Raw genomic sequence first — 13099 nt, forward strand, 5'->3', positions numbered from 1 at the left:
ATCTACGCCCGCACGTACCAGACCATTCCGCTGCTGATCGTGGCCAGCCTCTGGTACCTGATCATGACGATGCTGCTCAGCGTGCCGCAGTCCATGATCGAGCGCCGGTTCTCCCGCTCGACCAGGAGGACGGCCGCTGCCGCCGCGGTCGAGCCCGCGGCCGGCCAACCCGTCAGCACCACGAGGGAGTCGTTGCTGTGAAGGCCGACGGAACGATCGTCGCACGCCAGCTGTACAAGAGCTTCGGCCACCACGAGGTCCTGCGCGGGATCGACCTGTCGGTCTCGGCAGGGGAGATCTCGTGCATCATCGGGCCGAGCGGATCCGGGAAGTCGACACTGCTGCGCTGTGTCAACGGGCTGGAGACCGTCGACCGCGGCGTGCTGCGGGTCAACGGCGAGGACTTCGGCTACGTCGAGTCCGAACGCGCCTACCACGCGGTGCGCCCGCAACGGCTGGCCGAGCAGCGCGCCCGCATCGGCATGGTGTTCCAGCAGTTCAACCTGTTCCCCAACATGACTGCGGAGGGCAACGTCATGTCGGGGCCGGTGCTGGTCAAGAAGATCGACCGCAAGGTCGCCCGTTCACGGGCGCGGGAACTGCTGGCCCAGGTCGGGCTCGACGGGTGCGGCCACAAATACCCCGCCCAGCTCTCCGGCGGCCAGCAGCAGCGCGTCGCCATCGCCCGCGCACTCGCGATGGAGCCCAGCATCATGCTGTTCGACGAACCCACCAGCGCACTGGACCCGGAGCTGGTGGGTGAAGTCCTCGCGGTCATGCGCGACCTCGCCCACAACGGCATGACCATGCTCGTCGTCACCCACGAGATGGGATTCGCCCGCGACGTCGCCGACGAGGTGCTGTTCATGGACGGCGGAGTCGCGGTAGAACGCGGCGACGCCCGCGAGGTGCTCGCCAACCCGCGCGAACGACGAACCCAGGAGTTCCTGGAACGGGTGCTGTGAACCTCGATCGTGCTCTGGCCGAGTCGTGTACGCGCCTCGGGAAGGCGACCTCGCCCGCGACATCGTCGATGCCGCGGCTGAGGTCACAGTGCTGATGAAGCCGCACGTCGCCCCCGCTGCCTCCATGTGCAGCCGGACGAGGCCACGAAGCTGATCGCTGCCGGGCAGTGCTGCGGATGCTGTGCGCCCGGGGCCCAAGTTCCTGTTGACGGTGAACGACGGGCGCATTATGGTCGACAATCGACAAGCCGGACGCATCCGCTGGTCACACGGCATTTCGTCCGCACTGCTGCCCAAGGAGGACCGAGCAGATGATCGAGATCCGTACGAAGCGGGATTCCGCGGCAGACTCGGGCGGTTCACGTCCTGCGCCGGCCACGGCGGTGGCGCTGTGAGCCGGCCCAGGACGTCGGCCGTCGACACCGGCTCGGCCCTGGATCGGCTCCACGCCCTCGGTCTGGACCTTCCGAGCCTCACTGACAACCCGAACTACGTGAACCACCGGGCGGTGGGCTCCAGCACCCACATCTCGGGCCAACTGCCGTACCAGGACGGCGTGCTGCTGGGACAGGGCGTCGTCGGCCGGGACGTCGAGGTGCAGGCGGCACGGGGGCTCGCGCCACGCCGCGCTCAACGCGCTCGCCGCCGCTGTGCAGGCGGTGGGGGATCTGGACCGCGTCCGGATCGTGCAGATGCTGGTCTTCGTGGCCAGTACACCGGAACTGGGTGAGCAGTCGCGGGTCGCCGACGCGGCCAGTGAACTCCTCGTCGAGGTGTTGGGCGAGAACGGACGGCACGCGCGCACCGCGATCGGTGTCGCCGGGCTGCCGCGCAACAGTCCGGTCGAGATCCAGATGGTCTGCACCGCGGCGTAGGGCGGGCACAACGGCGGTGTGGCGGGTCGCGCACGTTCAGCATTCGAGGGAGTCGGCATCCGCGCCCCTCGGTCATTCCCAGACAGAAGCACGAGGAGTGCAGCGTGAACCGGCTCCAACGAGCACTCGACGCTCTGGTCGAGCGGGTTGACACCCCCGCGCCGATCGTGCTGGTCGACGTCATGCAAGGCAACATCGACCGCATGCAGAGCTTCGCCGACCAGCGCGGTCTCGACGTCAGGCCTCACGTCAAGACGCACAAGTGCGTGGAAATCGGTCGGCGCCAGCTCAAGGCAGGGGCGGTCGGCATCACCGCGGGCAACGTCGGTGAGGCCGAGGTCTTCGCCGCGGCCGGCTTCGACGACATCTTCCTCGCCTACCCGATCTGGCCCGCGGGAACGAAGGGGACGCGGATTCGCAGGCTCGCCGAGTCCATCCGGCTGCGGGTCGGCGTCGACAACGTCGCGGCGATCGAGGCCATCGCCGACGCGATGGGAGGCGAACCGGACCGGCTGCAGGTCGTGATCGAGGTCGACTGTGGTGCCCGCCGATCCGGAGCGCCGCCCGAGATCGCGGGCGACCTCGCACTCGCCGCCCGCAAGCGCGGCCTGGTGCCGGTGGGCGTCTTCACGTATCCGGGTCACGGCAGCTCCGGTCGGGACGCCCGCCTGCGCGCCGCGCGGGACCAGGATGCCGCGCTCGTCACCGCGGTACGCAGCCTCGCCCGCGTCGGGGTCACCGCAGAGGTGGTCAGCGCCGGCTCCACACCCACCGTCGAGTTCACCACCAGCAGCGTGATCACCGAGATCCGTCCCGGCGAGTACGTCTTCTGCGACCTGAACAACAGCCGGCTCGGCGCCTGCACGGACGACCAGATCGCGCTGTTCGTCGCTGCCACGGTGGTCAGCGAGTGGGTCCCCGACCAGGTCATCCTCGACGTGGGCACCAAAGCCCTCAGCCGCGAAGGCAGCGTCGAGCGCGGCTACGGTGGCGTCGCCGGCACGAAAGCCGTCCTGGCCAAGCTCAACGAGTACCACGGATTCCTCGCGCTGCCCGCCGACGACTTCCGCCCCAGCGTGGGCACCGTGGTACCGGTGGTGCCGAACCACGTCTGCCCGGTCGTCCTCAACTTCGAGGAGCTGATCGTCACCGACAGCACTGGCACGTCGCTGGAGCGGTGGCCGGTCGACGCCCGCGGATTTCTCAGCTGACCGGCCCCGGGGCGAAACCCCGTACCCGAGCCCGCGCCCGACCGACCTACAGGAGTTGCCTGACATGAGACTAGAAAACGTCGCGGCACTGGTGACCGGCGCCGGCAGCGGAATCGGGGAGGCGGTGAGTTCCCACTTCCGCCGCGAGGGCGCGCGACTGCTGCTCACCGGCCGTAGGGAGCGACTCGACACCGCCCGGCCCGACGACCTGTACGTCCCCGGAGATCTCAACGACGAGGCGTTCGTCGAGGCCCTGGCCCACCAGGCCGCCGAGTCCCTCGGCACCGTCGACGTCGTCGTCCTCAACCATGGACTGCAGGCCGGCGGCCCACTTACCGAGATGTCCTACGACGACGCGAAGAACGTGCTCGACAGCAACCTGCTCAGCGCGTTCCTGGTGATGAAGCACTTCGCGCCGCTGATGCCCGCCGCGGGAGGCTCGTTCGTCTGCGTCAGCTCACGGCTCGGCATGGTCGGCAAGGCGGGCGAGGTCCTGTACTCCGCTGCCAAGGGCGGCCTCATCATGCTCGCCAAGGGCGCGGCGATCGAATGGGCCCCGCGCAACATCCGCGTCAACGTCGTCGCTCCAGGCCTGACCGCCACCCCGATCATCGAAGCATCGATCCAGCGCAGCCCCGACCCCGAGGCCTACCGCCGCGAGCGCGAGACCCAGATCCCGCTCCAACGCCTCGCCACCCCGGAAGAGATCGCCGACGCGGTCCTCTTCTTCGCGTCGTCGGAGTCGTCGTACATCACTGGAGCGGTTCTCCCCGTCGACGGCGGGTACACCGCCTTCTGAACGCCGCCCGGACAAGTATTGAGCCGAAAGTGATCACTTGCCTGCTTGATCACTTTCGGCTCAATATTTGAAAAGCTCAGTTCGGGAGGTTCCCGAGGCGGGCCAGAGACACTTCACCCAGGCGGCATGACCTCATGCACGCCGGGGTCTACGTTTCCCCTGGTCTTCCGTCCGGGCTCGCAGCGCCGATTGGAAATGGCAGGCCAGTTCCTGCCGGAACTCGTCGATGTCGCCCTCCAGGGCAACCGCGGCCAACTTCTCGTGTTCGACGGCCAGATCGTGCGGGTCGCTGTAAGTGCGATGGTCGAGGCTGAGGTAGAGCCGCAGCTTGGTCTCCCAGCCATTCCAAAGACTCTGCAGAACGCCGTGCCCCGAGAGGTCGTAGAAGAGTCTGTGGAAGCCGAGGTGCGCGTCGATGCTGGCCGGGATGTCGTTCTTCTCCAAGGCCAGGTGGAGGTCTTCGATGGTTTGCATCAACCTCGGCCGCGCAGGACCGCGCAGCGCTTCGGCGGAGAGTTCAGCGGCATACGGCTCGACAAGTAGGCGGACCGACGCGATCTCGGCGACGTCGTGAGCGCTTACCTCTCGGCAATCCAGAAACAGTCTCCCGTGACCCGTATCTGCACGGAGTCCGGTCGGGCCGGCTGTCACTCCAAGCCGTGATCCCTGAGCTCCCGACAACGTGAGCCCTCCCAACGGGTGGCTGGTGATGCGGTGCTCACCACTCCCGTCAAGGGCGCGGCAGGCCGAGGAGGACGGGAAGGTCGGCGATGTCGGTGATCCGCTTGTAGCCGAGCCAGTGCTCGTCGTGCTCGAAGCCGCGGTCCATGTACACCTTGTTCTTGATGCCGATGTCGGCGGCAGGGCGCAGGTCGTACTTCGGGCTCGCCGAGACGTGCACGATCTCGTCGAGTGCCACGCCGAGCTTGTCCAGCATGTACTCGAACGCGTAGAGCTGTGGCTTGTAGATGCCCATCTGCTCGGAGGTGATCACGACCTCGAACGGGGCCTGGAGGTTCTCCACGAGGCGCGACGCGTGCACGTCGTCGGAGTTCGTCACGATCACCAGCGGGTACTCCTCGGCCAAGCGCCGCAGTGCCTCGCTGACGCCGGGGTATGGGCCCCACGTGGGAATCTCCTCGTACACCGCCTCGCCGTCGCCCTGGCGGTACTCCAGGCCGAACCAGCGCATGGTCCGTTCCAGCGAGCGGGCGACGACCTGGTGGAACGGCTTCCACTCGCCCATGCACTCGTCGATCCGGTATTGGTTCCCGTCCGCAGGAAGTCGCCTGCGATCTCGGCTGGGAGCCGGTCACCCAGGACCCGAGGGATCACCTCGTTGATGTGGAAGTGGATCAGCGTCCCGTTCATGTCAAACGAGACGAACTTCGGCTTGCGCTCAAATCCCACGGTTTCCTCCAGTCGAACTCCGCGCGGAACGCCAAAATCCTGCTCGGGAGCAACGGCAACACCGGAACCGTGACCGTCGACCTCGACCGTCTCGACACCACCTCCGTGGTGGAGAACGGCCGGGTCCGTGCGATGGTCCAGCGCATCCCGAACAACGGCGGCGGTGCCGTGACCGGCCCGGTCACCGTCTCCGACCAGACTCTGACCGTGAGCGGCAACTCGGCCTCGGTGAACGTGCCGTGGACGAATGCCGCCGACGGCTACACGGTCACCCTGCTCCCGCCGTCGAACACCACCGTCTCCACTGTCGCGGTGGCCCAGCACAGCGGCCAGTGCCTGGACGACACCAACCCCTCCACCGCCAACGGCACGCAGTACCAGCAGTACCACTGCGAAGGCGGTTACCAGCAGATGCTCGACCTCAAGCCGGTCGCCGGACGGGCGAACACCTACACCGTGGTCAACCAGCACAGCGGCAAGTGCCTGGACGTCTCGGGTGCTTCCACGGCCGACGGTGCCACCGTCATCCAGTACACCTGCACCGGCGCCGCGAACCAGATGTTCACCCTGAACCCGGTCACCGCGCTGGGCAACAGCAAGGACTACCAGCTGGTCGCCGTGCACAGCGGCAAGTGCGTCGACGTCAGCGAGATCTCCACCGCGGCCGGCGCGAAGATCCACCAGTGGCCCTGCGACCCGGCGAGCGCGCTGAACAACAAGAGGAACCAGATCTGGCGCCTCCAGGGCATGGGCTGACCCACAGCGCAAGCCAAGGGTCTCCGACCGGGTAGCCGTGGTCCTCACGGAACGGCTACCCAGTCGGGTGAGCTTGGTCGGGTTCAGGCGGAGTCGATGTGGCAGGAACCTGTGCCGTGGACGCTGGGCGGGGGCACGTCCAGTGACGGGTTGCGGTCGAAGAAGCCCGCGGGTTTGAGGGAGAAGCCCACGTAGTCGCAGGGCATGATCGGCCAGTCCTCGGGGCGGGGCAGGTGTGAGGTGCCGAAGGTGTGCCAGACGACGATGTCCTCGTTGACCAGTTCGCGTTCCTGTTTGACCCACTCGCCGAGTCCGTCGCCGGGGTGCTGGTTGGGGTAGTCGCCCGCGGCGTGCATCTCGGCGGGGTCGTAGCGGGTGACCCAGAGGTGGTGGCGGGCGAACTCCGCGCGCCGGGCCGGGGGCCGGTCACGGCGCGGGTCTGGGGACCGGGAGGCGTGCTGCTGCACGAGCAGGCGGTGCCGCCCACGACCGGCAGCTATGCGTACGTCACCTTCACCACCCCGGTGCCGGGATCTCCACCGTCGACCGGCACGCCGAGCAGACGAGGTGCTGGTGGGGGAGTGGGGGAACAGTGGCGGTACCGGTGGCTGCCGTCCTCGTCGACCACCGTGTCGACCAGTCGCATCAGACGAAGGGTGTGGAGCGCGCGGTGGACGGTGATGAGCGAGATCGTCTGGCCCGTGCTTCGCATGCCGAGGTGGAGTTCTCCGGCGGAGATGAACCTGTCCTCCCGGACGAGGGCTTCGAGCACGGAGTTGGTCTTGCTACTCAGATGCTGGTCCGGACCCACGCCTGTAACTCCACCATCACGGCCCTCATCCGTCCACGACCCTACTGAACATGATTATGATTACCGATAAATTCGTCAAGGTCCGTGTGGCGGAGATGGGATCGACAGCCCGGCCGGATCAGGTGGTGCACTGCCCTTCCCGCAGCGCGACGGTTCGGTCGCAACGGGTCAGGGTGGCGGGCCGGTGGGCGATGACTAGGACGCCGACATTGTCGTCGGCCGAGCCGAGCGCGGCGGTGATGGCCTCGTCGGCGTCGGGGTCCAGGTTGGCGGTCGCCTCGTCCAGGATGAGGATGCGCGGGTTGGTCAGCAGGGCCCGGGCGACGGCGACCCGTGCCCGTTGACCGCCGGACAGTCCGGCACCGGACTCTCCGACCGGTGTGTCGATCCCGGCGGGTAGACCGGACCGGGAGTCGAGGATTCCGGCTCGCCGTGCCGCCTGCTCGACATCGTGGTCACTGGCGTCGGGGCGGCCGAGCCGGATGTTGGTCGCGATCGTCCCGGCTAGCAGGCCGGGGTCCTGGGGCACGGCGCTGATCGCGCCACGCAGGTTGTCGTCGGCCAACTCGGCGAGGTCGACGCCGTCGAGGGTGATCCGGCCGGCGTCGGGGTCCCACATCCGGACGGCGAGCAGCGCGCAGGTGGTCTTGCCGGCGCCGGACGGACCGGTGAGCGCGACTCGTTCGCCGGGGCGGACGGCGAAGGACACCTCTCGCAGCGCGGGCGGCCCTTCGTCGCCGTAGCGGAACGTCACGTGGTCGAACACGAGCCCGGTCGCACGGTCGCGGGGTGGCAGGGACCGGGGCGCGTGGGCTTCGCGGACCGCCGGTGCCCGGTCGAGGACGCCGACGATCCTGGCGCCGGCGGCGCGCAGGGTGCCGAGGTTGCGCAGCAGGTCGGAGATCTGGGCGATGGGACCGAGTGCCGCGGTGGCCAGGACCATGGCGACCGGCGTGAGCGCGCGGCCGACCGCGTCGAGGTTCACCGCGCAGACCGCGAGGGCGCCGATCGCGCTGAGGGACAGTGCCGTGTCGGTGACCGCGCGTTCCAGGCCCGTTCGGGAGCCGATCCGTGCCTGCACCGTGGTCAGCACGCTGGTGTGCCGGTCGAGCGCGGCGGTGCGGCGGTGCAGGGCGCCCGCGGCGCTGAGCTCGTCGAGTCCGCGGACGGTGTCGACGAGTTCGGCGTTGAGCGCGGCGGCGGCCTCGGTCAGCTGGGCTCCCTGCCGGGCGCTGACCCGGCCGAACAGCCAGGGCAGCGCCGCGGTCACGACCACGAACGGCACCCACACCAGCAACAGCCACGGTGTGACGAACAGCGACAGCGTCGTGGTGGCGGCGACCAGCACGACGCAGGTGAGCACCTGGGCCACGGTGTGGGCGTAGAGCCATTCGAGGCGGTCGACGTCGGCGAAGGCGACGGAGGCGAGATCGCCGCTCCGACGCGGCTTGCGGCGGTCGGGCAGGCTCACCCGCAGGCGGTCGAACACGCGGGCGCGCAGAACGCCGATCAGTCGATAGGCCAGGTCGTGGGAGACCCACGACTCCCGCCAGGTCATCGCGGCGGTGAGCACCGCGAGGCCGCACAGGACACCTGCCACGGCCACCAGTGGTGCGGTGCCGGTCGCGGCCGTCCGGCCCGCGAGCCACGCACCGACCACGGCGATGCTCAGCGCACCGAGCTGGACGACGGCGTTGGACGTGATGGTCCAGACGAAGTTCGCCCGTTGCTCGGCGACCACCGGGAGCAGGCGCCGGAGCGGCCCGCTCATCGCCGTGCTGCCGGGGAGGTGATGCCGGCGACGCGGCCGGACCCGATCGTGACGACCGTGTCGGCGTCGCGCAGGGCGCTTTCACGGTGCGCGATCACGATCCGGGTGGTGTCCGGGCAGTGCTCGGCGAGCCGGGTGAGGACGCGTTCCTCGGTGTCGACGTCCAGGGCGGAGGTCGCTTCGTCGAGCAGGAGCACGGGGGTCGCGGCGAGCACGGCCCGGGCGATGGCGAGCCGTTGTCGCTGCCCGCCGGACAGCCGGGCGCCGTTCTCGGTGAGCACCGTGGCGAAGCCCTGGGGGAGCGCCTCGATGAATGCCAGGGCGTCCGCGACGTGGGCGGCGGCGCGGACCTCCTCCGGTGTGGCGTCGGGGCGGGCCAGGCGCAGGTTCTCGTCCACGGTGCCGTGGAACAGGTAGGTGTGCTGGCCGACGACGCCGATGCTCGCGCGCAGGGCAGCGAGGGTGTAGTCGGCGATCGGGGTGCCGTCGAGTTCGATCGTCCCGTGCTGGGGGTCGGCGTGCCGGACGACGAGCCGGGCGAGCGTGCTCTTGCCGGCACCCGACGGGCCCACGATCCCGGTGGTGCTCCCCGGTGCGCAGTCGAAGCTGATGTCGGCGACGCCTGCCCCGTTCGGGTACCGGTAACCGACCTGCCGCAGCCGAAGCCCCGCCCCCGGACGGGCGGGATCGGTGCGCGTGCCCGTGTCCCCGACGGCCGGGCGCGCGGTGAGGATCTCGTCGATGCCCTCGACCGCGCCCAGTCCCTGGTAGCCGAGGTGCCAGTGGGCGGACAGGTCGAGCACCGGGCGGAAGCACTCCCTGGCGCACAGCAGGAACAGCAACACCGACCCGGCCGGTGCCGAACCACCGAGGACTCCGGCGCAGGCGACGACGATGGTTGCGGCGGTGCCCAGGTGCAGTGCGAGCGAGCTGACGGCGGACTCCACGAGGGAGACCCGCAGTTGGGTCATCGTGGAGCGGTGCAGGTGTTCGCCGCGTTCGGCGAGTGCCTGGCCGGTCCGTCGGCCCGCGCCGAACACGCGCAGGACACCGATCGTCTGGGTGGCTTCGAGGTAGTCCGCCGCCAGCTTCTCGTAGGCGCGCCAACGGGTTCGTCCGGTCTTGAGCAGGCGGGCGTCCCAGAAGCGGGGGACGACCACGGCGCACAGCACCGCCGCAGCGAGAACAGCGGCGGCGGGGACGGAGACGGTGAACAGCCATCCGGTGACGGCCGCGGGCACGACACAGGTCACGAGCAGCTGTGGCAGGTAGCGGCTGTAGTAGGCGTCGAGGGCCTCCACACCGTCCACGACGGTGTGTGTGATCGCGCCGGACCGCTCTCCCTGCGCCCACGCCGGCCCCAGCGAGGCGATGCGGCGCAGCAGGTCGCCGCGCAGCCGGGTGCGGATCGCGATGCCGAACCGGGCGGCGGCGACCTCCCGGAACCACACCAGGACCGCACGCAACGCGACGACACCGACCAGCACCGCGATCACGGGCGCCACGGCGGCGCGGTCCCCGCCGGTGAGGTCGGCGAGGACGGCGGCCGCCAGGACGGCTCCGGCGACGTGGCAGGCCGACACCAGCGTCGACAGCGCCGCCAGGAGCGCGACCGGTCCGGCGACGACACCCGCCAGCTGCAGGAGCCTGCGGTGGATCACGACGTGAAGGCGTCCGGGTGGAGCCGCTCGGCGATCTCCCGCACGACCGAGACGTTGCCGAGGGTGCCCGGGTAGGTGTCGGCCGCGTCGATCGAGATCAGCCGCTGTTCGCGCACGGCGGTCATGTCCGGGAACGTGCGGGTCAGGTAGTCGACGGTCGCCTGCTTGTGCTCGGGTGAGTTGACCGCGAACACGATCGCGGCGGGGTTCGACGCGGCGAGCGCCTCCGGGGTGATCTGCGCGGCGAAGAACTTGGCGAACTGCGGGTCCTCCGGCGAGAACACGTTGTCCCCGCCGGCCCGCCGGATGATGTCGTACTCGATACCGGCGCCGATCGCCGTCACGGTGGTGCCCTCCAGGTACACCTGGGCGACGGTCGGTTTGGCGCGGTCCGCGACGGCTTTGTCCACCGCGGCCAGGTCCGCCTTGCCCTTCTCGATCAGCGGCGCGGCCTTGTCGGGCACGGCGAAGATCCGGCCGAGGTTCTCCAGATCGGTGAAGACGTCCTCGACCGTGCCCTTCATGCGGCGCTCGGCGCACCCGCCCGTGGCGACGTACGCCGCGACGCCGGCCTCCTTCAGCTGCTCCAGGCTCGCGAAGCCCCGTTCGGCGGTGAACTCGTACATGGTCGGGGAGAACACGAAGTCCGGTTTCGTGTTCAGCAGCTGTTCCCGGCTCGGCGGCCCGGACTCGCTCAGCACCGGGACGTCGGCGACCAGGCCTGCCACGTCGTCGGGCAGCGGCGCGGTGGCCGTCTGCGCCTGCCCGACGAGCGAGTCCGCGAGGCCCAACCGCAACAGCAGCGCGGTCTGCGACGGGCTCAGCCCGACCGCCGCGCTCGGCGCGCCGTCGACGGTGACGTCCCGGCCGCAGTTGGTGATCGTGACAGCCTGGCCGGTGGTGGAGGTCGTCGAGGTGTTCGGGGTGACCGAGGAGCCGCAGCCTGCGACCAGCGTGACGCTGACACCGAGTGCGAGCAGGGACAGGGTGTTACGCATTGATCTCATCTCTGCGGTCGGTGGGATCTTGGCGGGTCTGCGGCGGGTGGTCGAAGACCAGGACGGGACGGCCGGTGCGCGGGTGCGTGAGCTGGTCGACGGCGACCCCGAACACGTCTTCGACCACGCGTGGCGTGAGCGCCTCGGTCGGTGTGCCGGTGGCGACGAGCCGTCCTGCGTCGAGGACCGCGATGTCGTCGCAGTGGGTGGCGGCGAGGTTGAGGTCGTGCAGTGCCGCGATGATCGTGCGGTCCAGATCGGTCGCGATCCGCATGAGTTCGAGCTGGAAGGCGATGTCGAGGTGGTTGGTCGGCTCGTCGAGGACGAGGACCGGGGCGTCCGCGGCGAGCGCGCGGGCCAGCATGACCCGCTGCCGTTGCCCGCCGGACAACCGGCCGACGGGTCGGTCGGCGACGTCGGCGGCGCCCACCCGCTCCAGCGCGGACCACGCCAGGTCGAGATCGGCGTCGGTGTCGCGACCGAACCCGCGCTGGAACGGCACCCTGGCCAGCAGCACCACGTCCAGGACCGTCAGGTCGAACTCGGTCGACGTCTCCTGGGTCATGACCGACACCGTCCGGGCGACCGTCCGCCGATCGGTGCGCCACACGTCCCGCTCGTCGAGCAGCACCCGGCCCGACGACGGCGCGACGGCCCGGTAGAGCGTGCGCAGCAACGTCGACTTGCCGCTGCCGTTGGGGCCGACCAGCCCGAGGAACCGGCCGGGGTGGATCTCCAGTTCCACGTCGTGCAGCACCTCGCGGCCACCCAAGGAGACGCTGACGTGGTCGAAGCGCACCCTCACCGGTCCAGTCCCGCCCGCGTCGCCGTGTCCCGGCGCATCAGCCACAGGAAGAACGGCGCTCCCACCACTGCGGTGAGGATGCCGATCGGTACTTCGGCGGGCGCGGCGACCGTGCGCGACAGCAGGTCGGCGAGCATCAGGAACGCGGCGCCGCCGAGCACGGCGACCGGGAGCATCCGCCGGTGGTCCGCGCCCACGAGGATGCGGGCCACGTGCGGGATCACGAGACCGACGAAGCCGATGCCCCCGCTCACCGACACGATCGACCCGGTCAACAGGGCCGAGGTCACCAGGAGGACGGCACGCAGCCGGTTCACGTCCACACCCAACGCGGTCGCCGACTCGTCACCGGTCAGCAACGCGTTCATCGCCCGGGTCCGCAGCCCCACGACAACACATGCGACCGCGAACGCCACCGCGGGCACGACCAACGAGCCCATGGACGCGGCGGAGACGCTGCCCAGCAGGAAGAACAGGACGCTGAACACGTTCTGCGCCTCGGTGGTCAACGTCAGGTAGCTGGTAATGGCGCTGAACAGGGAACCCAGGGCTACACCCGAGAGGATCATCCTGGTCGGCGACAGGACACCGCGGTGCCGGGCGGTGAGCGCGACACACGCACTGGCCACCAACGCGCCGGCGAACGCCGCGACGCCGAGCGGAAGGCCACCGACGGCGGCCGAGCCGAGGGTGATGACCAGGACCGCGCCGACCCCCGCGCCGGAGGAGACACCGAGCAAGTAGGGCTCGGCCAGCGGGTTGCGCACGATCACCTGCATGATCGCCCCCGCCAACGCCAGACCGGCGCCCGCCAGCGCGGCCAGCAACGCACGGGGCAGGCGGAACTGCCACACCGCCTGGTCCTGCAACACGGTCAGGCTGCCGTCCGACATCCACGGCATGTTCGGCACCAGGTGCCCGACCACGATTCGCGCCGCGTCCGCGAACCCGACCTCGACCGTCCCGACCGAGCCGGAGACGACCACCATCAGCAGGATCGCGACGCCGAGCGCCACGACCGTCACCCGCTGCCCGAT

The 13099-nt window shown here is 69.8% G+C and carries 13 protein-coding genes and 2 pseudogenes; 6 read left to right on the forward strand and 9 right to left on the reverse strand.

The features are described 5' to 3' along the window. The 5 genes and pseudogenes from ALI22I_RS07805 to ALI22I_RS07825 all read left to right on the forward strand — a co-directional run. Positions 1-201 (forward strand): annotated as a pseudogene (locus ALI22I_RS07805) (hypothetical protein); the annotation flags it as partial. Continuing rightward, on the forward strand, positions 198-965 hold the full coding sequence (locus tag ALI22I_RS07810) for an amino acid ABC transporter ATP-binding protein (protein WP_077004822.1): 768 nt from the start codon (positions 198-200) through the stop codon (positions 963-965). The pseudogene ALI22I_RS07805 and the gene ALI22I_RS07810, both read left to right, overlap by 4 nt. Before the next feature lie 620 nt (positions 966-1585). Then, a pseudogene (locus ALI22I_RS52215) lies at positions 1586-1840 on the forward strand (RidA family protein); the annotation flags it as partial. A gap of 104 nt (positions 1841-1944) precedes the next feature. After that, entirely contained in the window at positions 1945-3051 is a 1107-nt protein-coding gene (locus tag ALI22I_RS07820) for an alanine racemase (protein WP_083751533.1), read from the forward strand. 64 nt (positions 3052-3115) lie between these two features. Continuing rightward, positions 3116-3850 carry an SDR family NAD(P)-dependent oxidoreductase gene (locus tag ALI22I_RS07825; RefSeq protein WP_077004823.1) on the forward strand — a complete coding sequence of 245 codons (735 nt, stop codon included), beginning with the start codon at positions 3116-3118 and terminating at the stop codon, positions 3848-3850. Between the two features lie 132 nt (positions 3851-3982). Here the strand turns inward: ALI22I_RS07825 and ALI22I_RS07830 are convergent, their stop codons facing one another. Further along, on the reverse strand, positions 3983-4501 hold the full coding sequence (locus tag ALI22I_RS07830; protein ID WP_202970849.1) for a GntR family transcriptional regulator: 519 nt from the start codon (positions 4499-4501) through the stop codon (positions 3983-3985). Between the two features lie 79 nt (positions 4502-4580). After that, positions 4581-5096, reverse strand: coding sequence for an HAD-IA family hydrolase (locus tag ALI22I_RS07835; RefSeq protein ID WP_202970851.1), 516 nt, complete (start codon positions 5094-5096; stop codon positions 4581-4583). A 233-nt stretch (positions 5097-5329) separates the two neighbouring features. On the opposite strand from ALI22I_RS07835, the gene ALI22I_RS07840 reads away from it, so the two are divergent. Continuing rightward, positions 5330-6016 carry an RICIN domain-containing protein gene (locus ALI22I_RS07840; RefSeq protein WP_238598183.1) on the forward strand — a complete coding sequence of 229 codons (687 nt, stop codon included), beginning with the start codon at positions 5330-5332 and terminating at the stop codon, positions 6014-6016. Positions 6017-6099: 83 nt separating this feature from the next. Here ALI22I_RS07840 and ALI22I_RS07845 read toward each other — a convergent pair whose 3' ends face one another. From ALI22I_RS07845 to ALI22I_RS07875, 7 genes are all read right to left on the reverse strand, one after another. Next, positions 6100-6483, reverse strand: coding sequence for a copper amine oxidase (locus ALI22I_RS07845; RefSeq protein WP_077004824.1), 384 nt, complete (start codon positions 6481-6483; stop codon positions 6100-6102). A gap of 29 nt (positions 6484-6512) precedes the next feature. Further along, positions 6513-6827, reverse strand: a complete 315-nt coding sequence (locus ALI22I_RS07850) for a transcriptional repressor (RefSeq protein WP_077004825.1) — start codon at positions 6825-6827, stop codon at positions 6513-6515. A gap of 118 nt (positions 6828-6945) precedes the next feature. Next, positions 6946-8598 (reverse strand): thiol reductant ABC exporter subunit CydC, encoded by a 1653-nt coding sequence (cydC, locus tag ALI22I_RS07855; RefSeq protein ID WP_077004826.1) that lies wholly within the window; start codon positions 8596-8598, stop codon positions 6946-6948. Further along, entirely contained in the window at positions 8595-10259 is a 1665-nt protein-coding gene (locus ALI22I_RS07860) for an ABC transporter ATP-binding protein/permease (RefSeq protein ID WP_077004827.1), read from the reverse strand. The genes cydC and ALI22I_RS07860 overlap by 4 nt, the downstream gene beginning before the upstream one ends. Then, entirely contained in the window at positions 10256-11257 is a 1002-nt protein-coding gene (locus ALI22I_RS07865; RefSeq protein ID WP_077004828.1) for an ABC transporter substrate-binding protein, read from the reverse strand. The genes ALI22I_RS07860 and ALI22I_RS07865 overlap by 4 nt, the downstream gene beginning before the upstream one ends. Next, positions 11250-12062: an ABC transporter ATP-binding protein gene (locus ALI22I_RS07870; RefSeq protein WP_077004829.1), complete on the reverse strand. Its 813-nt coding sequence runs from the start codon at positions 12060-12062 to the stop codon at positions 11250-11252. Before ALI22I_RS07870 ends, ALI22I_RS07865 begins: the two co-directional genes overlap by 8 nt. Beyond that, positions 12059-13087, reverse strand: a complete 1029-nt coding sequence (locus ALI22I_RS07875) for a FecCD family ABC transporter permease (protein WP_077004830.1) — start codon at positions 13085-13087, stop codon at positions 12059-12061. The genes ALI22I_RS07870 and ALI22I_RS07875 overlap by 4 nt, the downstream gene beginning before the upstream one ends. Positions 13088-13099: the final 12 nt, after the last annotated feature.

Source organism: Saccharothrix sp. ALI-22-I, from assembly GCF_001984175.1.
GTDB lineage: Bacteria > Actinomycetota > Actinomycetes > Mycobacteriales > Pseudonocardiaceae > Actinosynnema.

What these genes read in the sequence shown, in the direction of transcription:
- cydC (WP_077004826.1), bottom strand. Translation starts at nt 8,598, where the DNA reads ATGAGCGGGCCGCTCCGGCGCCTGCTCCCGGTGGTCGCCGAGCAACGG.
- ALI22I_RS07825 (WP_077004823.1), top strand. Translation starts at nt 3,116, where the DNA reads ATGAGACTAGAAAACGTCGCGGCACTGGTGACCGGCGCCGGCAGCGGA.
- ALI22I_RS07865 (WP_077004828.1), bottom strand. Translation starts at nt 11,257, where the DNA reads ATGCGTAACACCCTGTCCCTGCTCGCACTCGGTGTCAGCGTCACGCTG.
- ALI22I_RS07835 (WP_202970851.1), bottom strand. Translation starts at nt 5,096, where the DNA reads ATGGGCGAGTGGAAGCCGTTCCACCAGGTCGTCGCCCGCTCGCTGGAA.